Origin of the sequence: Alteromonas sp. S015 (assembly GCF_036864485.1) — a bacterium.
Classification (GTDB): Bacteria; Pseudomonadota; Gammaproteobacteria; order Enterobacterales; family Alteromonadaceae; genus Alteromonas.
Genome location: NZ_JAZETO010000002.1, coordinates 519,986 through 541,395 on the forward strand (window position 1 = coordinate 519,986; position 21,410 = coordinate 541,395).

14 protein-coding genes and 1 tRNA gene are annotated in these 21,410 nt (G+C 45.2%); 8 read left to right on the forward strand and 7 right to left on the reverse strand.

Annotated elements, in window-relative coordinates:
- Position 1 precedes the first annotated feature (1 nt).
- The 3 genes from dnaE to tilS all read left to right on the forward strand — a co-directional run bounded on the left by dnaE (position 2) and on the right by tilS (position 6,073).
- A complete protein-coding gene (gene dnaE, locus V7R42_RS06305) occupies positions 2–3,466 on the forward strand; it encodes a DNA polymerase III subunit alpha (RefSeq protein WP_334019339.1) in 3,465 nt (1,154 codons plus the stop codon).
- A gap of 68 nt (positions 3,467–3,534) precedes the next feature.
- A complete protein-coding gene (gene accA / locus V7R42_RS06310; protein ID WP_014948567.1) occupies positions 3,535–4,491 on the forward strand; it encodes an acetyl-CoA carboxylase carboxyl transferase subunit alpha in 957 nt (318 codons plus the stop codon).
- Positions 4,492–4,747: 256 nt separating this feature from the next.
- Entirely contained in the window at positions 4,748–6,073 is a 1,326-nt protein-coding gene (gene tilS, locus V7R42_RS06315) for a tRNA lysidine(34) synthetase TilS (protein WP_334019340.1), read from the forward strand.
- A 119-nt stretch (positions 6,074–6,192) separates the two neighbouring features.
- On the opposite strand, the gene V7R42_RS06320 is transcribed toward tilS, so the two are convergent.
- A complete protein-coding gene (locus V7R42_RS06320; RefSeq protein ID WP_334019341.1) occupies positions 6,193–7,092 on the reverse strand; it encodes a GGDEF domain-containing protein in 900 nt (299 codons plus the stop codon).
- A 263-nt stretch (positions 7,093–7,355) separates the two neighbouring features.
- Here V7R42_RS06320 and V7R42_RS06325 point away from each other — a divergent pair, with 263 nt between their 5' ends.
- A complete protein-coding gene (locus tag V7R42_RS06325) occupies positions 7,356–9,323 on the forward strand; it encodes a cation:proton antiporter domain-containing protein (RefSeq protein ID WP_334019342.1) in 1,968 nt (655 codons plus the stop codon).
- Positions 9,324–9,383: 60 nt separating this feature from the next.
- Here the strand turns inward: V7R42_RS06325 and V7R42_RS06330 are convergent, their stop codons facing one another.
- Complete coding sequence (locus tag V7R42_RS06330) at positions 9,384–9,611, reverse strand: hypothetical protein (RefSeq protein ID WP_334019388.1); 228 nt, start codon at positions 9,609–9,611, stop codon at positions 9,384–9,386.
- A gap of 323 nt (positions 9,612–9,934) precedes the next feature.
- Here V7R42_RS06330 and tadA point away from each other — a divergent pair, with 323 nt between their 5' ends.
- Complete coding sequence (gene tadA / locus V7R42_RS06335) at positions 9,935–10,558, forward strand: tRNA adenosine(34) deaminase TadA (protein ID WP_334019343.1); 624 nt, start codon at positions 9,935–9,937, stop codon at positions 10,556–10,558.
- A gap of 91 nt (positions 10,559–10,649) precedes the next feature.
- On the opposite strand, the gene V7R42_RS06340 is transcribed toward tadA, so the two are convergent.
- Together V7R42_RS06340 and mltF are read right to left on the reverse strand one after the other, a co-directional pair.
- On the reverse strand, positions 10,650–10,805 hold the full coding sequence (locus V7R42_RS06340; protein WP_334019344.1) for a hypothetical protein: 156 nt from the start codon (positions 10,803–10,805) through the stop codon (positions 10,650–10,652).
- 283 nt (positions 10,806–11,088) lie between these two features.
- Positions 11,089–12,492: a membrane-bound lytic murein transglycosylase MltF gene (gene mltF / locus V7R42_RS06345; protein WP_334019345.1), complete on the reverse strand. Its 1,404-nt coding sequence runs from the start codon at positions 12,490–12,492 to the stop codon at positions 11,089–11,091.
- A 176-nt stretch (positions 12,493–12,668) separates the two neighbouring features.
- Between mltF and purL the strand changes: the two genes are divergently transcribed.
- Entirely contained in the window at positions 12,669–16,568 is a 3,900-nt protein-coding gene (gene purL, locus V7R42_RS06350) for a phosphoribosylformylglycinamidine synthase (RefSeq protein ID WP_334019346.1), read from the forward strand.
- A gap of 260 nt (positions 16,569–16,828) precedes the next feature.
- On the forward strand, positions 16,829–16,969 hold the full coding sequence (locus V7R42_RS06355) for a hypothetical protein (RefSeq protein WP_334019347.1): 141 nt from the start codon (positions 16,829–16,831) through the stop codon (positions 16,967–16,969).
- 145 nt (positions 16,970–17,114) lie between these two features.
- On the opposite strand, the gene smrA is transcribed toward V7R42_RS06355, so the two are convergent.
- From smrA to V7R42_RS06370, 3 genes are all read right to left on the reverse strand, one after another.
- Positions 17,115–17,702 carry a DNA endonuclease SmrA gene (smrA, locus tag V7R42_RS06360; protein WP_334019349.1) on the reverse strand — a complete coding sequence of 196 codons (588 nt, stop codon included), beginning with the start codon at positions 17,700–17,702 and terminating at the stop codon, positions 17,115–17,117.
- 161 nt (positions 17,703–17,863) lie between these two features.
- Positions 17,864–17,989 carry a hypothetical protein gene (locus V7R42_RS06365; RefSeq protein WP_334019350.1) on the reverse strand — a complete coding sequence of 42 codons (126 nt, stop codon included), beginning with the start codon at positions 17,987–17,989 and terminating at the stop codon, positions 17,864–17,866.
- Positions 17,990–18,123: 134 nt separating this feature from the next.
- Positions 18,124–18,199, reverse strand: a tRNA-Arg gene (locus V7R42_RS06370).
- Between the two features lie 336 nt (positions 18,200–18,535).
- Here V7R42_RS06370 and V7R42_RS06375 point away from each other — a divergent pair.
- Complete coding sequence (locus tag V7R42_RS06375) at positions 18,536–21,397, forward strand: TonB-dependent receptor domain-containing protein (protein ID WP_334019351.1); 2,862 nt, start codon at positions 18,536–18,538, stop codon at positions 21,395–21,397.
- Positions 21,398–21,410: the final 13 nt, after the last annotated feature.

The following is a 21,410-nucleotide window of genomic DNA, read 5'->3' on the forward strand; positions in this document are numbered from 1 at the left end:
CATGTCATCGCCATTTATTCATTTACGTGTTCACAGCGACTTTTCGATGATGGACGGCCTGAATAAGGTTAAGCCTATTTTAGGTAAAGTGGCCGCGCTTGGCATGCCTGCCGTGGCGATCACCGACCAAATGAATATGTGTGGCTTGGTAAAATTCTATTCCGAGGCACACAATTTAGGTATTAAACCCATCATTGGTACCGATTTTTGGGTGACTAATGAAGCTTTTGGCGATGAACCTTTCAGGCTAACCCTTATTGCGATGAATAATGAGGGATATAAGAATATTACTATTCTTATATCCAAGGCTTACCTTCGCGGCCACTTAGCGCACCGCGCAGTTATTGACCAAGAGTGGTTAGCAGAGCATAGCGAAGGCGTTATTGTTTTATCGGGCGCACAGCACGGCGATATCGGCGTAGGTTTAATGAAAAATAACGCCAAGCTTCTCGATAGTGCCCTTAAGTTTTATCTAACCCATTTTCCTGACCGTTTCTATTTAGAGCTTATTCGAACTGGTAGACAAGGCGAAGAAGATTACTTACACCATGCCGTAGAGCTTGCTGAACAGCGTGGTTTACCTGTAGTGGCCACTAATGAAGTGTGCTTTATTGACCGAGAGGGCTTCGACGCGCACGAAATTCGCGTATGTATTCACGATGGCTACACGCTAGATGATAACCGTCGCCCTAAGCGCTACAGCGACCAGCAGTACCTTCGTACTGCTGAGGAAATGGTTGAGCTATTTAGCGATATTCCTGAAGCCATTGAAAATACCGTTGAAATTGCCAAGCGCTGTAACGTTACCGTACGCTTAAACGAGTACTTCTTGCCACAGTTTCCAACTGGCGGTATGACCACCGAAGACTTCCTGGTTAAGGTATCTGAAGAAGGGCTGGAAGAACGTCTAGAATTTCTTTTCCCCGATGAGGAAGTGCGCAAAGCGAAACGCCCAGAGTACGATGACCGACTTCGCATTGAGCTTGAAGTTATCAACCAAATGGGATTCCCAGGTTATTTCCTTATCGTTATGGAGTTCATTCAATGGAGTAAGGATAACGGAATTCCGGTAGGGCCAGGGCGTGGTTCTGGTGCGGGTTCACTGGTGGCCTATGCCCTAAAAATTACCGACCTAGACCCACTTGAATTCGACTTACTATTCGAACGTTTCTTGAACCCAGAGCGTGTATCTATGCCTGACTTCGACGTCGATTTCTGTATGGATAGACGAGACGAGGTAATCGACCACGTTGCTGAGCTTTACGGGCGTCAGGCGGTATCGCAGATCATTACTTTCGGTACTATGGCGGCCAAAGCAGTAGTGCGCGATGTGGGCCGTGTGCTTGGTCACCCTTACGGTTTTGTAGACAGGATATCAAAGCTTATTCCGCCAGATCCTGGCATGACGCTAGAAAAAGCGTTTAAAGCTGAGCCACAGCTGCCAGAAGTGTACGAAAGCGATGAGGAAGTGAAAGACCTTATCGATATGGCGCGCATTCTTGAGGGGGTAACCCGTAATGCCGGTAAACACGCCGGTGGTGTTGTTATTGCGCCAACCACAATTACTGATTTCTCGCCTTTGTATTGTGATGACGAAGGTAAAAACCCCGTAACCCAATTCGACAAAAACGATGTTGAAACGGCGGGCTTAGTAAAATTTGACTTCTTAGGTCTTCGTACACTGACTATTATTCAGTGGGCAATTGATATGATCAAAGAAGGCAAGAACGATGATGTAGACATCAGCGCCATTCCGCTTGAAGATCCTAAGAGTTTCAGAACCCTTCAAAACGCCGAGACAACAGCGGTATTCCAGCTGGAATCTCGCGGCATGAAAGAGCTGATTAAGCGCCTTAAGCCAGACTGCTTTGAAGATATCATCGCACTGGTCGCTCTATTCCGTCCGGGGCCATTGCAATCAGGCATGGTAGATAACTTTATTGACCGTAAGCACGGACGTGAAGAAATATCCTATCCGGATGCTGAATATCAGCACGAGTGCTTGAAGGAAATTCTAGAGCCTACCTACGGCATTATCTTGTATCAAGAACAGGTAATGCAGATTGCTCAGGAAATGGCGGGCTACTCGCTGGGCGGCGCTGACTTGCTTCGTCGAGCGATGGGTAAGAAAAAGCCTGAAGAAATGGCCAAGCAGCGCGGTACGTTTGCTGAAGGTGCGAAGGGTAATAACATTGACCCAGACCTAGCAATGAAAATCTTCGACTTGGTAGAAAAGTTTGCGGGTTACGGCTTTAACAAATCTCACTCTGCCGCTTACGCGTTGGTGTCTTACCAAACCCTGTGGCTGAAAGTGCATTATCCTGCGGAATTCATGGCTGCGGTAATGTCGGCAGATATGGATAACACCGATAAAATCGTGACGCTTGTCGATGAATGTGAGCGCATGGGGATTGAGATACTGCCGCCAGATTTAAATGCGGGTAAATACAAATTTACCGTCGATAGCGAAGGTCGCATTGTTTATGGTATCGGTGCGATTAAAGGGGTGGGCGAAGGCCCAATTGAAGCAATTATTGAAGCGCGGGAGACCCAAGGGTCATTTAAGGATCTTTTTGATTTCTGCGCCAAGATAGACATTAAACGGGTAAACAAGCGAGTGCTAGAAAAGCTAGTATTAGCGGGGGCAATGGACAACTTAGGTCCACATCGCGCAAGCCTTATGGCAAGTCTACCAGAAGCCCTTGCTGCCGCTGGACAGCACGCAAAAGCTGAGTCGTTTGGTCAGTCAGACATGTTTGGCCTACTCACTACCGAGCCAGAAGACGTAAAGCAAGCGTTTGCTGACGTCCCTGAGTGGCCCGAGAAAGTATGGCTAGAAGGTGAAAAAGATACCCTAGGCTTGTACTTAACCGGTCACCCCATCAATCAATACGCGGAAGAATTGCGTTACTACACCGACGGGCGTTTAGTTGATTTAAAACCGACGAACAAGGACCAAATGGCCAGCGCAGTAGGATTGGTGCTTGGCGTACGCGTAATGACGAACAAACGGGGCCGTCGCTGGGCTATAGTGACACTGGATGATAAGAGTGCCAGAATAGACGTACGTTTCTTCCCCGATATGTACGAACAGTTCGAAAGTGTGTTAGAAACTGACAGAATATTGCTAATAAAGGGACAGGTCAGCTTTGATGATTTCTCTGGGGGCAATACAATCACCGCCCGTGATGTAATGGACATTGTTCAGGCACGAGAGAAAAACGCGAGAGCGCTGGCACTTAATATTGATACCCAGCTGCTTGAACCGAAGAAAATGAGTCAGATGCAGTCTATCCTGCAGGCATTTAATGGTGGGAGTTGTCCTGTTCAGTTAGCGGTAACCCATCCAGACGCTGAAGTAACCTTGGCGTGTGGTGCGAGATGGTACGTTACCCCTGAAGACCAACTTTTACACGATCTCAAACAATGTTTGGGAGACAAAGCCGTTTCAATTCTCTACCATTAGGGGTAAGAGTTCGATAGATTGGACATCTCGCGTTTGCATAGACGAGCGTAGTACGAATAGGACATGAAATGAGTATACAGTTTTTGGACTTTGAACAGCCAATAGCCGAACTAGAAGCAAAAATTGAAGAGCTTAGGTTGGTGAATCAAGGTGGCGAGTTTGACGTTGGTATCGAAGAAGAAATCAATAAGCTTCGCGGTAAAAGCGCAGAGCTTACTAAAAAGATCTTTTCTGATCTTGGCGCATGGCAAGTTTCTCAACTGGCACGTCACCCAATGCGTCCATACACGTTAGATTACATTCCTCGTATTTTTACCGAATTCGACGAGCTTGCTGGCGACCGCGCGTTTGCTGACGATAAAGCGATTGTTGGTGGCCCAGCTATGTTAGATGACCAGCCAGTGATGATTATTGGTCATCAGAAAGGGCGTGATACCAACGAAAAGATTAAACGTAACTTCGGTATGCCTAAACCTGAAGGCTACCGTAAAGCCTTGCGTCTTATGAAGATGGCTGAGCGCTTTAACATGCCTATCATCACGTTTATCGATACGCCAGGAGCATACCCAGGTGTGGGGGCTGAAGAGCGTGGCCAGAGTGAAGCAATCGCGAAAAACTTATTCGAAATGGCTGAGCTTACTGTTCCTATTGTATGTACTGTAATTGGTGAAGGTGGTTCAGGTGGTGCACTCGCGATTGGTGTTGGCGATCGCGTTAATATGCTTCAATATTCTACATACTCGGTTATTTCACCAGAAGGTTGTGCGTCTATTTTGTGGAAAAGTGCAGAAAAAGCACCACTCGCTGCTGAAGCGATGGGCGTAAGTGCGCCACAAATTAAAGAGCTAGGCCTGATTAACAGTATTGTTGAAGAGCCATTAGGTGGTGCACATCGCGATCACAATGGTATGGCGGCTAATTTGAAGGCCGTAATAAAGCAGCAGCTTAATCAGCTTAAAGAGTTAGATAAAACCAAATTGATGGAAGAGCGTTACCAGCGCTTAATGTCGTTCGGTTATTGCTAATTTTAGTCAATCGAGTAGGCTTGAAAAGCACATTCACTCAGTATGTGAAGCTGCGTTCGATGGGCTTAGAGGTTTGATATAAAATCTTGCAAGCCGTGGCTTAATTTGTATTGGTTCATGTTAGGCATATAAGAGCAAGGGGTTGTTTACTTTAGGTATCCAACCCTTTTGTGTTATTAGAAGGCTAGTATTTAGCCAAATACAAAGCTAAACCTCAGTGAAATATAGCGTTTAAAGAATAAGGTATTACCGGTCTGTGACCCCTCTACAATCCCCCACTATTGAACATATCGTCAACCGCATAGCCGCGTCACTCACAGATGTAAAGCTACCACTTCAAATGCCTCTCGTTGTTGCTTATAGCGGTGGTGTGGATTCGACCGTTTTGCTCCAAGCCGTTATTGCGTATAGGGAGCAATTTGATAGTCCAATTCATGCAGTACATGTACATCACGGTTTAAGTGATAATGCCGACGACTGGGCCCGTCACTGTGAACTGCAGTGCCGACTTGAAGATGTTGAATTTCACCAATATCGCGTTGCCGTTGATACCAGTTCTAGAAAGAGCTTGGAATCAGAAGCGCGTAAAGTTCGATACAACGCATTGCTAGAAGTGTGCGACCAAATTGGCGGTGTACTGCTATTAGGGCAACATGCTGAAGATCAGCTTGAAACTGTATTGCTTCAGCTTAAACGCGGAGCTGGTCCACAAGGCTTAGCGGGTATGGGAGAAGTGCAGTACCGAGGTGAGACGTTGATTATGCGTCCTATGCTAGCCCTTGAGAAAAGCGAAATCGTTACTTATGCAGAGGAGGAAATGCTTCAGTGGGTCGAGGATGAGTCTAATCAGCAAAACAGCTTTGATAGAAACTTCTTAAGGAACGAGATTATACCTCACTTGCTGGCGCGGTGGCCTAAATTGACCAAAACTGTGGGGCGTAGCGCCGAGCTTTGTGCTGAGCAAAGTGAATTAGTCAGCGATTCTGCGCAACAATATTTTGAAGACTGTAAGCGCACAGAGTTCAGGTTAGACGGGAAAAAACTCGCTGAATTGTCTTTACCTTGGCAGGCCATGGTCATTCGCGCATGGTTTAAATCACAAGGTCAGCTGTCGCCATCAAAGGCACAGACAGACCAAGTACTTGCTATGTTAAACGCAAAGCACGATGCAACCCCTGAAGTAAACTTCAAATGGGGTAGAGTAATACGTTTTGACCAAGACCTTTATTGGGTGGTGAACGCCACCCATGAAATACCGCAAAACCTAGTATTAGCGCCTAACCAAAACATCGCGCTTCCTTGGCTCAAAGGCCATATTAGAATTGCAACGCCGAACGGGCGAGTAGATGATGCCTTCTTTTTGCAAACCAATGCTCGCAACCTTAAGGTAAAGCCAGAAAATGCAAATGTGTCTAAGTTACTAAAAGAATGGTTTAAGGTATGGCGCGTGCCACGATGGGAGCGAAATGGCGTGCCGGTTATATTCTTAAACGACCAGCCTGTTGCAGTTATCGTCGAAGGAGAATGTGTCGTTCTTCAACCTAAAGTTGCTGATATAGAGTTAATGTTTACGCCGGATTGAGTGCAGGGCTCCCATTGGTGCGTGATGAAAAGTTCAAAGGGTTGATGAATAAAATGACAACGGCCAAAGCAAAAAGGCGGCATTCTTTTGCCGCATTTGAAAAGGCGTCCGTAGCGGAGTTATGCCGCGTGGTAACTATTTTTGCCAGAATTTTTCACACGATACAGCGCATTATCAGCGCGGTCAAAGAGGCTACTCATTGTGTCTCCATCACGATAAATCGCGCCACCGAGACTTGTTGATACGCCTAAGCGAGATAGATAGCTAGAGCTATTTACACTCGCCTGTATACGCTGGGCTGCACACGCTAACTGTTGCTGTGTTTGACAATCAAGTAAGCAACAAAACTCGTCGCCGCCATAGCGAAATGCCTCATCTTCATCACGCAGTATGTTTTCTAGATGCGACGCAACATGAACAAGCACTTTATCGCCTTCACCATGACCGAAATTGTCGTTGACGTATTTGAAGTTATCTAAGTCTATAACCAAAAGCGCGAACGGGTCGTCATGTCTTTGCGCCCAGCCGAGCTGCCTTGTCATAGACTGTTCAAAGCCCGCACGGTTACCTAAGCCAGTTAGCACATCTTTGGTTGCCATTTGCTGAACACGCATTAACGATAGCGCATGCTTTACTTGTTTTCCAAATAAATCATGCAGTTGGAATAGGCTTTCCCGTTGCGATAAGGACAAGGGTGAACTAATGTAATAATAAACGTGGGCTTGCGTGCCATCAACGGCATTAGTACCTTGAAGTGGTAAATCAATCAATGTTGACGATATTTTAGCATTGCCATAAACCCAACGGGAGTCAAAGTCAGACAGGCTAAACCCGACAATAGGTAACAACGTGTTTAGCTGCTGAAAATACACGCCACCCAGCTCCTGTAGTTCAAGAGTAGAAAGTAGCTGTGTTATAAAGCCTGATAACTCACTAAAAGAGAGTGATTTACCTGGGCTTTCAGCAGGATAAAAGTTGTTATGTTGTGTGCTATCGTAGACTGACGTTGAAAAATCCACAGTAGTGCCCCTATACAAAATGCGGTGATATGCAAAGCAACAAGTGTCAAAGCCCTGACGTTTCCGTGACCACAATCGTATTTTCGCTAATTTTATGACGGTCACAGCGGCAAAATTTGCCGGATCTGCATTTACACAGGGGATTGTGCAAACTAGATGCCAACAAAGTGTTTCCGGCACTAGTCTTTAGTTTAAAGCGTAAAACCACGCCATTTTTCGCGCTTGGTATACAAATGGAAGTTTAAACTACGTTAGGAGGTAGTGTGGGAACGAGCTTTTTAAATATCGTAATATTGATGTTTATATCGGTGTGCGCGGTTGCCTTATTTAAACGCATTCACCTTCCTCCTATTCTTGCTTACCTTTTTGCTGGCGTACTCTCAGGCCCACAACTGCTTTCTGTGTTCGCTCACCCAGAAGAAATGCACCTGCTTGCTGAAGTTGGCATTGTATTTCTGCTCTTTTCACTGGGTCTTGAGTTTTCGCTACCTAAGCTATTAGCAATGCGCTCTTTAGTGTTCGGGGTGGGGCTAGGGCAAATGTTGTTTACCACGGCAGTGTTTACTAGTGTTCCTCTTTTTTTCGGGATCCCAATGAGTGCGTCCATCATTATTGGCGGTACGCTTGCGCTCAGCTCTACCGCTATAGTTATCAAGCAAGCAACCGAAATGGGCATACTTAATAACAGACGTACACAACTGGCGGTAAGTATCTTGCTTTTTCAAGACTTGGCAGTGGTCCCATTTCTTATCGCTATTCCTCTTTTGGCCCAGACTAGCGAGGTAAGTATTGCGCTGGCTTTAGGGGAAGCATTGCTTAAAGGTGTGTTTGTTATTGCGTTTCTCATGTCAGTAGGTAAGTGGTTGCTACCTTGGGTGTTTAGAGAAGTGGCGAGAACGCGGACCGATGAGCTTTTTGTGCTAACTACCATTTTAATTGCTCTTTTAGCAGGAGGGCTCACCTATTATTTCGGGCTGTCCATGGCGCTAGGTGCCTTTTTGGCGGGAATGATGCTGGGGGAGAGCCAATACAAATATCAACTTGAAGCCGACATTCGTCCGTTCCGCGATATTCTGATGGGTTTATTTTTCGTTACTGTGGGTATGCAGTTAGAGCTCACCGTACTATGGAACAGCTTGTTTGAGATCGTCTTTGGCGTTTTTGCGTTAATGATCGTTAAAGTCATCTTGGTAAGAGCGGCATCTTTGTTAGTGAAAACCGATGCAATAGATGGCTGGTCTGCAGGGGTTAAACTTTGCCAGATTGGAGAGTTTAGCTTTGTTATTGCCGCGCTTGCAACAACACATGGAGTATTAACGTCAGAACAATCATCGCTCATTGTGTGCATGGGTGTAATCAGTATGGCGTTAACGCCCTGGCTTATGAACAACAGCATCAATATAGCTAAGCGTATTGTAAATAAGGATATTTCTTTTGACGACAGCGCGAGTTACGGCAAAGCCAAGCCGTTATCCAATCATGTCATAATCTGTGGCTTCGGGCGTGTTGGTCAGTCGGTAGCTCGTATGCTTAAAATGGAAGGCATTCATTTTGTTGCCATAGATATGGACCCCGTCAGAGTGCACGAGAGTCGAAACGCAGGAGAACCCGTTATTTTCGGTGATGCGAGTCAAAAAGATATATTGATTAATGCCAATGTAGAAAGTGCCAAGTTGGTACTCGTTACCTTTGATCAAGTAGACAAGGCGAAGCAAGTGATAACACAGACACGTAGTATAACGAACACTACTGATGTCATGGTGCGGACCAAGCGAGACTACCAACTTGAAAGCTTGTACAACGCAGGCGCTAACCAAGTAGTGCCCGAGTTACAAGAAGGCAGCTTAATGTTGGTATCGCAGGTTTTGCATTACGCAGGCGTACCGATGTCACGTATTTTGAAGCGGGTTCGGGCCGAGAGAAAAGGTCGCTACGATCACATGCACGGCTTTTACCCGGGAGAAACGACAGAAATCACCTACGGTACGGAAGACAAGTTAGAATTTATTCATGCTGTAGTGTTGTCCGAACATGCGTCCTGTATTGGCAAAGCCATAAAAGATATTGATTTTTCGAGAATGCGAGTGGCGATTAAAGGGTTAAGGCGGAATGGAAATGAAGTTAAAGACCCAGATCAAGACGCTATTTTGCAAGCTCATGACGTACTAGTGATTGCAGGTAAGCCAAGACGGGTAGAGCGGGCTGAGCGCAAGTTATTGGAAGGAAGCTAGCGCGCGGTTATATCTAGCGCGCTCACCTGGGAAAAAGTGTTGAATTACGTGAATTAAAATTTATGCTACGCGGTCGCTTTCCAAATCTGCAAACTGCTTTTTTAAGTCGTAGCGCTCGTCTGTCACTATCTTCTCAAGTACAGAAACACGTTCCTTGAGCTCTGCAATTTCGGCTTTATAGGCTTCGGATTCTTTGTTGCTAAGTTTCTTTTTACTTTTGTCTTTTGCACTTTCGACAATGTTAACTAAGGCCCAGGCACAAATGGCTACTATTGCAATCGCGGTCATGTTCACGGTGGTATCCCTCACAAATGGCTTTAAAACAGTGTAGGTGAAAATCTGGCCTGTTGCCTAATTCACCCAGTATCTAATCAAATACTTAATGGTAAAATTACTGCATCGCTTTAGGTACTATAGCGGTTATCTAAATTGATTTTTAGTAAAAAATGTAACCAGTTAAGTCCTTCACATTAGCAGTGCTATAATGAAAGTTTGCAAATAGGTTGCCAAGTGACAAAAGTCATTATTTTCTAACAAGTTAGAATGTTTACCTAAGCTAATACAAAATAAATGTTAATGAATTTCACCAATTAAAGTAGCAAAATTGACGAATGAGTGAGCAAAATAGCAACCGTCCTACATCAAAATCCGATCTCGACACTGAGCAAGTGCATGAGAAAGAGCCTGCGCCAGAGACTTCGACTGAAATCGCAATAGAAGACAACGTAGTAGAAGAAGACGTAATGTGGATGAGGCACGCGTTAACGCTTGCCGATAAGGCCGAGTCTATTGGTGAGGTGCCCGTCGGTGCTTGCGTGGTATTAAACGGTGAACTAATTGGCGAAGGCTTTAATACACCGATAGCGGATAACGACCCCTCTGCCCATGCTGAGCTCCGGGCAGTTAAAGCCGCTGCGTCAGCCGTGCAAAATTACCGGCTTATTGACGCGACTTTGTATGTCACGTTAGAGCCTTGCTCTATGTGTGCAGGCATGTTGGTACACGCGCGGATAAAACGGGTGGTATTTGGTGCAAAAGATGCCAAGACAGGTGCTGCGGGGTCGGTCATGAATCTTTTGCAACACCCTGCGCTTAATCATCAAGTTGAGGTTGTATCTGGCGTGTTAGCTGAAGAGTGTGCTAATAAACTGTCAAACTTTTTTCGCAAGCGCAGGAAAGAAATAAAGGCTGCCAAAAAGGCGAAAAAACTGCTAGAGGGTGATGCTTCAAGCTAGTTCATAACAGTACTTGAAGACGTGCTTATCAGCCTACTCGCCTATTTGGTTTGTATCGTAACTTATTGAAGCCAAACAGAATTGTCGTGGCTTAGGTAGGCGTGCGGGTTAACTGAGTGAACATGTCGCTAGTAACAAATAGCTTGCGGCGTTGTAGTACTTTTTGGTGACAACGCTTAAGCATAAGTCTGCGTCTGTTATTGTTTTTCAATTTTATTCCTTTTTTCATGAATCGATTTTTTTTCATTTGTTCTCCTTTCTCGCACTGTGGCCACTTTACGTGTGTCGCGACCACTTTTTTCTGCCATGCGAAGCTCTCTGTTTTTGAGCTAAACACAAGTCCTTCAAGAGATGTGATCATTAAAGCGCTGTTACTTCTTAAGAGGTGCAGCACGTCAAAAGCTAGTCATCGCTGAGAAAAATAGTTGTTCTGAGAAAGTAAGTCAGTGTTTGACTAACTTCTATTTAGGGTACGGTACAAAGATGACATCGAAATGACAGTTTTCAATAGCGTGGTACGACGAACAGCGTTAAATTTTTCCTTGCTCGTCCAACCATACTAAGCTGTCGTAATAGCGACGAATGTTTTCGACGTATTGCAAAGCTTCATCGCCTCTAGCATAGCCATAGCGAGTAGTTCGGTAATATTTCTTTTGCCTTAATTGTGGCAAGCGGCGCTTCACATCTACCCACAAGTCTGGGTTGCCCCCTTGTTGTTCGGTAAGTACTCTTGCGTCTTCTAAATGCCCCATACCGATATTATACGAAGCCATGGCCATCCAAGTTCTATCTGGCTCGCTAATTCGTGCCGGTATGCGGTTGAGCAAACTAGCGAAATAACGGGAGCCGCCGCGAATACTTTGTTCAGGGTCAGTCCTATCATCCACATCCCAGTCACTTGCTGTGTCTAGTGTTAGCATCATCAGGCCGCGAACCCCAGTTCTTGAAATGGCGTCACTGTCCCAGTGACTTTCTTGATAGCTCATCGCCGCAAGCAGTCGCCAGTCTAAATCACCGGCGTATTGTTGAAACAACGGTTTATATTGCGCTAGTGCAGTTTCAGCAGCGTAGTTGAACGCGCGACTGTCGACATAATCAAACTGGCGAATATGGCCAAAATACTTGTCCTCTAATACTGTAAACCAGCCTGATTGATGTACAGTACCAAAATACTCAATTAGCGCTGCTTTAACCGAGTCGTCTTGGTCTAAAGGAAGCGCCCATGCCATTGGCATATCTTCGTTAATTGTTTTGGCAATGGCGAGGTTAGGATAACGCCTACGCTGTAAAGCTAAGCGGTTGCTGTCGGCCACCGTATAAGCAATATCGCCATTAGCAACTTGCTGTAAAAGCTCTTCAGAGTCAGAATCTTCAGTGGTAACGATCTCGGTTGTTACGGAAGCATCTTCGCTATCTGTTTCCGTATCGCCAAGTTCACTTAGCAAATCTGAAAGCAGGTGAGCTTGACTGCTACCTGCAACGGTAATGATAGGGGCGTCGAGTGCTAAAAGGTCTCTGGGTCTCGATGCCCCAGCTTGAAATACAAGCTGTTGCTTAACGTGTTGATAGGCAGGACCATAAGCGAAACGATTTTTTAGCGAAGGCGTAACCGCATCGCCAGTAGCAACAATGTCCAGGTTTCCTTCTTCTAATTGTTCCAGCATGACTTCGTAGCTGTAGAATGGATATAAGTCGAGCGTAACGCCAAGGTAATCGGCAAAACCCGCCAGCAATTCATATTCAAAACCTTGCGGGCCTTCTGCGCCGTTATAAAAAGTTCCTGCACCATATACCGTTCCCACCCGAATAGATTCTCGTTCTAATAACGAAGAAAGGGCTGTGGGAACAGATGGAACGCCACAGCTCATAACAGCAATAGATAATGTGATTATTAAGTATAGTTTTAATCGTTTTTTGTAGTCTTGTGACGGCATAGACCTTTACTTATTGTCATTAAACTGTCTAAGTTTAAAAAAAAATTCATGTAAGTGCGTTATGAGGTTACTTACTGCGCATAATTACTCTATAATCCGCGCCGAAATACTCATCAATCCAAGAGGCAACGCGTCGCATTGGTGGTCGTTGTTTCTAACAAACCAGGTAAATCAATATGTTGGTCCTTCGAGGCGCTCCTGCACTATCAGAGTTTAACCAAACTAAACTGATTGCAAAGCTGGGTCAATCCGGCGTTAGGGTTAAAAACCTATATAGCGAATATGTTCACCTAGTCGATTCAAAAGGTGACTTGTCTAAGCAGCAAATAGAGATTCTCGAGAAGCTGCTCACTTACGGCCCCGCGAGGCAAGCACAAGCCCCTTCTGGAACCTTCTTCCTAATCACTCCTCGCCCCGGCACTATCTCTCCCTGGTCTTCTAAAGCCACCGACATCGCTCATAACTGTAGTTTAAAAAGTATTAATCGCATAGAGCGTGGATGCGCGTTTTATATTGAAACAGAAAATGCTTTGAGTGAAGATGACTTTGCGCTTGTTGCTAGTTTCTTACACGATCGAATGACTGAGTCAGTGTTCACCAACACTGACGACGCAGCAGTGTTGTTTGCACATACCGAAGCCAATACGTTTACCAGTGTAGATGTGCTTGACGAAGGTAAAGACGCGCTGGTAAATGCAAATGTTTCGTTAGGCCTTGCATTGGCTGATGATGAGATTGACTACCTGTTTGATAGCTTTACAAAGCTAGGCAGAAACCCGACTGACGTTGAACTTTACATGTTTGCGCAAGCAAACTCTGAACACTGTCGTCACAAAATTTTTAACGCTAGCTGGACCATTGATGGCGAGGAACAAGAAAAGTCGCTGTTTAAAATGATCAAAAATACCTACGAGTTGTTACCTGATCACGTGTATTCAGCCTACAAAGACAACGCAGCGGTAATGGAAGGATGGCAAGCAGGTCGTTTCTTCCCGAACCCTCAGTCACACCAATACGAATACCATCATGAGAATATCGATATTTTGATGAAGGTAGAAACCCATAACCACCCAACGGCAATTTCACCTTTCCCAGGTGCGGCAACAGGCTCTGGTGGTGAAATCCGTGATGAAGGTGCTACTGGTCGTGGTTCAAAACCTAAAGCGGGTTTGGTTGGTTTTACCGTATCTAACTTACGTATTCCTGGTGCTGAGCAGCCGTGGGAATTCGAATACGGCAAGCCACAGCGTATTGTTAGCGCTCTTGATATTATGCTTGAAGGCCCACTTGGTGGCGCTGCATTTAACAACGAGTTTGGTCGTCCTGCGCTACTGGGTTATTTCCGTACCTTTGAGCAAGAAGTCAATAGCTTCAACGGTGTTGAAGTGCGCGGCTATCACAAACCTATTATGTTAGCTGGTGGTTTAGGTAATATTCGTCGCGAGCATATCGAAAAAGGCGAAATCACGGTAGGCGCTAAGCTTATTGTGCTTGGCGGCCCTGCAATGAACATTGGTCTTGGTGGCGGTGCAGCGTCATCAATGGCATCTGGCCAATCAAACGAAGATTTAGACTTTGCCTCGGTACAGCGTGACAACCCAGAAATGGAGCGTCGCTGTCAGGAAGTGATTGATGCATGTTGGCAGTTAGGGGATAAAAACCCTATTCAATTTATCCATGACGTGGGCGCAGGTGGTCTTTCAAATGCACTACCTGAGTTGGTTAACGATGGCGGTCGCGGCGGTAACTTTGAGCTTAGAAAAGTATTGTCTGATGAGCCTGGTATGACACCGCTGGAGCTATGGTGTAACGAATCGCAAGAGCGCTATGTTTTATCTGTCGCACCAGAAAACATGCCGGTGTTTGAAGCGATTTGTGCTCGCGAACGTGCGCCGTTTGCTGTGGTTGGTGAAGCCACTGCCGAGCAGCACCTAAACCTGAACGACAGCCAGTTTGACAACAAACCTATCGATATGCCCCTTGATGTACTTTTAGGCAAGCCGCCTAAGATGCACCGCGACGTAAGCTCGACCAAGGTTAGCTCGCCAGCACTAGATGAAGCTGCCATTACCTTAAGTGATGCAGCAAATCGCATTTTATCTTTGCCTACCGTGGCAGAGAAAACTTTTCTTATCACCATTGGTGACCGCTCGGTTACCGGCCTTGTAAGTCGCGATCAAATGGTAGGCCCATGGCAGGTGCCGGTGGCAGATGTGGCGGTTACTGCAACAGCGTTTGACACCTACCACGGTGAAGCGATGTCGATGGGGGAGCGTACGCCTGTCGCGTTACTATCGCACGGCGCGTCTGCACGTCTTGCGGTGGGTGAAGCGTTAACCAATATTGCTGCAGCAAACATCGGCGATATTAAGCGCATTAAACTGTCTGCAAACTGGATGGCAGCAGCCGGACACCCAGGTGAAGATGCAGGTCTATATGAAGCGGTTAAAGCAGTGGGGGAGGAGCTTTGCCCAGAGCTAGGGCTAACCATTCCTGTGGGTAAAGATTCCATGTCGATGAAAACCGCATGGAATGAAAACGGTGAAGATAAAGCGGTAACTTCTCCGCTATCACTCGTTATTTCTGCCTTTGGCGCGGTAAAAGATATTCGCAAAACCCTAACACCTCAGCTACGTACAGACAAAGGTGCAAGCCGCTTGCTGCTACTCGATTTGGGCGAAGGTAAAAATCGCTTGGGCGCGAGCTGCTTGGCACAAGTCTATACTCAGCTTGGTGATAGCCCAGCAGATGTGGTTTCTGCAACTCGCCTTAAAGCCTTCTTTGATGCCATGCAGACGTTAATCGAAAAAGGCTTGGTGTGTGCTTATCACGACCGTTCAGATGGTGGCCTGTTTACTACCGTTGCTGAAATGGCCTTTGCCGGTAAAACAGGCGTAAGCGTTAACCTTGATAGCCTTGGTAGCTCTTCAGCTAACCACGATATTGCCGTATTGTTCAATGAAGAACTCGGTGGCGTCATTCAAGTGCTTGAAAGCGATATGGATGCCGTTAATGCAGTACTGGCTGAATTCGGTTTAACTGAATTGACTCACGATATCGGTACGCTCAATAGCACAGATATGATTGAGTTTAGTCGCGACGGCGTCGCTGTACTGTCTGATAGCCGCGTATCGATGCGTACAACATGGGCACAAACTACCTATGAAATGCAGAAACTGCGTGATAACCCTGAGTGTGCTGAACAAGAACACGCTGCAAAGCAAGATGCAGCAGACCCAGGTTTGCATGCTGCGTTGTCTTACGATGTAAATGAAGACGTTGCAGCACCCTATATTGCTAAAGGCATTAAGCCAAAAGTGGCGATATTAAGAGAACAGGGCGTTAACTCGCATCTTGAAATGGCGGCTGCATTTACTCGCGCAGGCTTCGACGCTATCGACGTACATATGAGTGATGTATTAGCGGGTCGAACTACCCTTGAACAGTTTGCGGGTCTTGCAGCTTGCGGTGGTTTCTCTTACGGTGACGTATTAGGTGCAGGTGAAGGTTGGGCAAAATCTATATTGTTCAACAGCATGGCTCGGGATCAGTTCGAAGGCTTCTTTAACCGCAATGACACCTTTAGTTTAGGGGTATGTAACGGTTGTCAGATGCTATCGAACCTCAAGTCATTGATTCCCGGTACTGAGCACTGGCCACACTTTGTAACTAACCAGTCGGCGCGCTTTGAAGCCCGTGTTGCAATGGTTGAAGTGATGGAGTCTAAATCTGTGTTACTTGATGGCATGGCTGGTTCGCGTATGCCAATTGCGGTATCGCACGGTGAAGGTCAGGCAGAATTTGCTAATGACAATGCGCTAACACAAGTTGGCGCACAGGTGGCGATGCGTTACGTAGACAACTATGGCAAGCCAACCATGCAATACCCGGCAAACCCGAACGGTTCACCGCAAGGCATCACGGGCCTAACCTCACTAGATGGGCGGAGCACTATCATGATGCCGCACCCTGAACGTGTATTTAGAACCGTAGCAAACTCGTGGCGTCCTGACGATTGGCAAGAAGACGGTGCATGGATGCGAATCTTTAGAAATGCTCGCAAATTCGTAGGTTAGTAAAACAGTGAGTTTTCAATGAAATAGGGGGAAACCCCTGTTTTATTCTTTAAATTAATACTGTTTAATAAATATACATACCTTAAATGGGTGCCAAAGCTTTGGCGAAGTGTCAAAAATCTGATTTTTGCCCTTGTCATCAGTTTGTCACTGATCTATTGTAGTGCAAGCAAGGAATGCGACTAGGTTACAGGAGTTGAGTTAGGGCTGTACCGGTGATCATTATCTGTTTACTGGTTATTAATAATAAGAGACGACCGATGAATCGTTCTTCAAAAGGGTTTGGCTTAACCGGAGTGGCTGTGGCGGTAGTGTTGATGTTCGTAACTGCTGTTTTTAGCACATCTGCGAAGTCTGCCGAAGCTCCAACAATGCTAAATGTGCAGTCTTCAGTTAAGTAGTCTGAAAGAAAAATTCTAACGCCCGTATCAAGTTATTTGATACGGGCGTTAATCATTATGGGCCTTGAGAAAAGTTCGCTTTTCTATTTTTTTTATATCGAAGCTTGAACGACGAAATTTGGTCCAAAATAACCAGCCTCTTACTTTACCCTTTCTTATTTTTTTCCCTATTGATTAGCTTTTGCATAGGATGCTTTTTAAGCAATACATAGGTAGCACCAAAACCTCCGTGCATAGGTTGTGCGGTATGGTAGGCAATCACTTCATCAAGTTCTTTTAGCCAATGATTAACGTAGCTTTTCTTTAATGCTGGGAAGGGTTTACTATTTTCGCCTGTTCCATGTTTTATAAGCAGTGCACGAACTCCTCGCTCATGACTAGATTTAATTGTGTTATAAATCACGTCTCGGCTTTGCGCCAAGGTTTTCCCTGCTAGTGTTATGTTGGTCTCTAAAGGGTATTTCCCAAGGCGAAGCTTTTTAAATACGCCGTCCTGGATACCTGGTTGCTGGAAGTGTATAAACTCATCTGGCGGTACAGGCTTCACACCTTCCATGCTTAACGGGTTAGTAAAATTTTCTCGGGCGCTTAACTGTTTGGCTGCACGTTTCTGTTTGTCGGCCAGCGCCTGTTCAGGATCGTGTAATAAAGCCTTATCATCGCAAGCGATAGGTTTTACATCCTGCATTTCTGCAAAAAACGAATCGATATCGTCGTTCTCAATTTGGGTCATATTAATTCCCGTACAAGCTACTTCTCTATCTCTTATATGCTATTAGAGCGCCGTTGGACTCTGGAGAACAAGCGTTTGATTTGTCACCGAGCGCAACGGAATATTACACCATCAACTTTGGTGTAATAACAAAATGGGGATTAAATTCTAAAAATCATCGTTTAGAAAATGGCACCGGGTTCGGCTAATGCTTGAATGGCATCCCACTCCTCCTCAGAAAATGGGCACTCTTCAGCCGTCTCGGTACAACCATCAGCGTCATTAGGTGGTGGGGAATCGAAAGTCATAATGCTCTCCTGTTTTGGAGAGTATTACTTAAACTGGCCAAATTACAACCAAAGGTTGAAATTTTCTTTAATATGACAGGCAATGATGTGTATAAGCATCTTTACTGCAAAAAGCAGAGGTGTAGGGCAGTTTATGGCGTTCCCAACAGGACTCGAACCTGTAGCTTTCGCTTAGGAGGCGAAGGATTTATCCAGTTAATCGATGGGAACCAGAAAGTTTAGAATTGTGCTAAACGCACCTATGAACTGATTACTAGCTAATTATTATTGTCTTTTTTTATCATATCGTCATTTACCACTGATGTTAACTGTTGAAAAATGCCACCTGTCACGATTCTATAAAATCTAATTCTTCGAGTAGATCAAACCATAGTTCGATATTGCTTAGAGGGAGGCCTGCAACGTCAACGCGTTTGCTATTCTTAATTTTTTAAGCCCACGCCTTGCAGGGGTTGTTTAACCAATTTATATCTCTGTTACAATCCACATCTGACCATTCCCATGTTGTTTTTGTGCGATTTCTGCACATTATTTGGAAATTAGAAAGTGAAAATAATTAAAAAAGCTCATGTAAGGGCTCGTTCTACTTCGATCATATTCTTAACCACTTGTCTTAGCTCAACTATTGCCTCAGCGTTTGCGACTGAACAAAGTGGTAAGGTAAAGGACGAGGTAGAGCGCTACTTGATAACAGGCTCCAGAATTAAACACGTTGAATTAGAAAGTCCTAGTCCGACGATTGTTATAAGCGCAGATGATCTTACAGCCCAAGGCTTTAATACTGTGTATGAAGCTCTCCAGTCTTTCGCCGGTGCAACAGGTAGTAATCGGGGGCAGGCATTAGAAGGTTCGGCTAGAAATGCCGAAACTATAAACTTGCGAGGGCTTGGGCCAAACCGCACACTGTTCTTGTTAAACGGCAAACGCGTGGCTAACTATCCGCGCGTGTTTGATGGTGACTATAACGTCTTCAATATCGCAAGTATTCCTACCGCAGCTGTAGAAAGAATAGAAATTGTCACTGGTGCAAGTTCTTCTGTTTATGGTTCGGATGCCATGGCAGGCGTTGTCAACATTATAACTAAACGCAATGTTGAAACTACTACACTCACGGCGCGCCTGTCGCGCTCTGGTCATGATGATGCCGCAAATAAACGTTTTGCTCTGGTAACAGGTAATACGGCTACTTCTAGCGGTTGGACATTGGCCATCGAGTACGAAAATCAAGATATGCTTAGGGGGAAACAACGGGATTGGTTAGATGACAGATTTGATACTCCTGCTGACCTTGCAAGTCAAAATGAGTTTCGTACACAGCTACCCCGGGCACTCTCCGTATTTCATCTTCCTGTAGGCGCAGATGACTTCACCGCGTTAGATCCCATGAGGGAAAGGTGCGATCAGTTTGGCGATCTTACCTACACCAATATCTCTTTCTTGGGAAATTATTGCGGCAGAGATAACACTGGTGACGGCGCATTGATTCACGATAGAGAAAATTTATCAGTCTACTTTACAGGAACTTACGAATTATCAAATACAAATTCGCTGTCTATGGATATGCTCTATTGGCACAGCGATGCTCACCGTGTAGACAGCAAAAGCTGGTCGTCAGATTTTTTAAAGGAAGAGATCTTAGCCGGTCCCAATGCGCTGGGGGATGGTATGTTTCTAACCAGTGATGGTACAACTTACATGGTGATGCGTGATTTTCAATCTGAGGAGCTGCTCATGGGACGGGGACAGCAGGAGAGGTTTGAAGAAAGCATGCTTAATCTGTCACTTTCGCTTTCAGGAGAGCTGTTCGACAACTATGACTATGAAATATATGCTAGTCATAGTTTTACCAATAATTCCCAAAGCAGTTATCAGTTAAAAAGTGAGAAAGCTTCAGATTATTTTGTGGATCACAATCAGCAAACGGATGAGTTAACTCTTGATTTAAATCGCTGGTGGCAACCCCTTAGTGAAACAGGGTTTAATACAATTTTTGGGTTGGATAGATCTACCTCAGATGCCAGTGTTACGACGGCAGGTTTAACATTGGCTGGTGAACTAAATCGAATTAGCGAACGCCCAGCTAATATTGCAACTTTTGTTGAATATGAGTCATCAGAGTATGACTTAAACGAGCACCCTCGAACCCTTGGGAAAGAAGGGCAGGGCTGGGTCGGAAAAACCGGCACAGCGGGCAATGGCAAAAGAAACCGTTATGCATTAGGCGCTGAATTTAGTATCCCCCTTGCCAATAAGCTGACCTTATCTGCATCGGCCCGGTACGATAGATACATTGATAACACGGCTGTAGATGGCGCACCTACTTATAAGTTAGGGTTACAGTGGCGTCCTATAGATTCACTGTTGTTCAGAGGTAGTCACGGGACAGTGTTTCGCGCACCGGATTTGCACAATGTGTTTAAAGGTGCCTCAGGCTCATTTAACTTTGTTGGTGATTATGCCTTGATCGACTCTTGCGCCGCGTTAACTCAAGGCCGCCTTGATGATATTTTGATTGGGACATCCAATCTGGATGCTCTAGCACAAACCTGTGATGCACAGTTCGATTTTACGGGCTTCTATGGTGTGCTTAACGAGTCTTCTGGTAATCAGGACCTGAAAGAAGAAACAGGCTATTCCAATACATTAGGTGTGGTTTGGTCTTTTTACAAAGACTCTTTTCTATCATTCGACTTTTTTAGGATCAAATTGGAAGATCTCGTTACTCCGGATTCAGTGATGAATCTTAATCTGACAGAGTATCAGTGCCTTAGTGGTCAATTAGATAGAAGCTCGTCGGCTTGTGCGTATGCATTAAGCCGCACACATCGCAACGGTGAACTCGGCTTTAATTCTTATAAAATCAATAAAGTACAAACCAGCTTTGTGAACACAGCAATGCAGGAAACTACAGGTTTTGATATGGCGTTAATCGCGAAGGTGGAGTTAGATAATGTCGGTTTGGTTAAGGTCAAGTCTAATTATACACATTTGCTCGAAACTCGCTTGCAAGGGGCGCCTGATGAGGAAGTAGATGATAATTATCGAGACAATTATTACAACGCTAATTTCCGTTCAAAAATCAACACTGTAATTGAATTGATTAAGGATAAATGGACAGTATCTTTGGCGCATACTCGCTACGGCTCGTTGTGGAATGATGTGAGGTCAGGTGACTATACTCAGCTAGACCGCAGGCGGTATGCTCCGCTTAATCTGTACAACTTAGGCATTAGTTATCAAGTACAGCAAAGACATAACCTGCGCGTGGGCGTGGTCAACCTTTTTGATAGCCGAGCACGCTTTGACGCTTCTCAGCAGCAGTATCCGTATTTCCGAGCGGAAGCTTATCCGCAAACCACTATCTTTATTGGTCGTCATTTTAGCTTATCTTACCAAGCAGAAATTTAACGCTAACTATGTG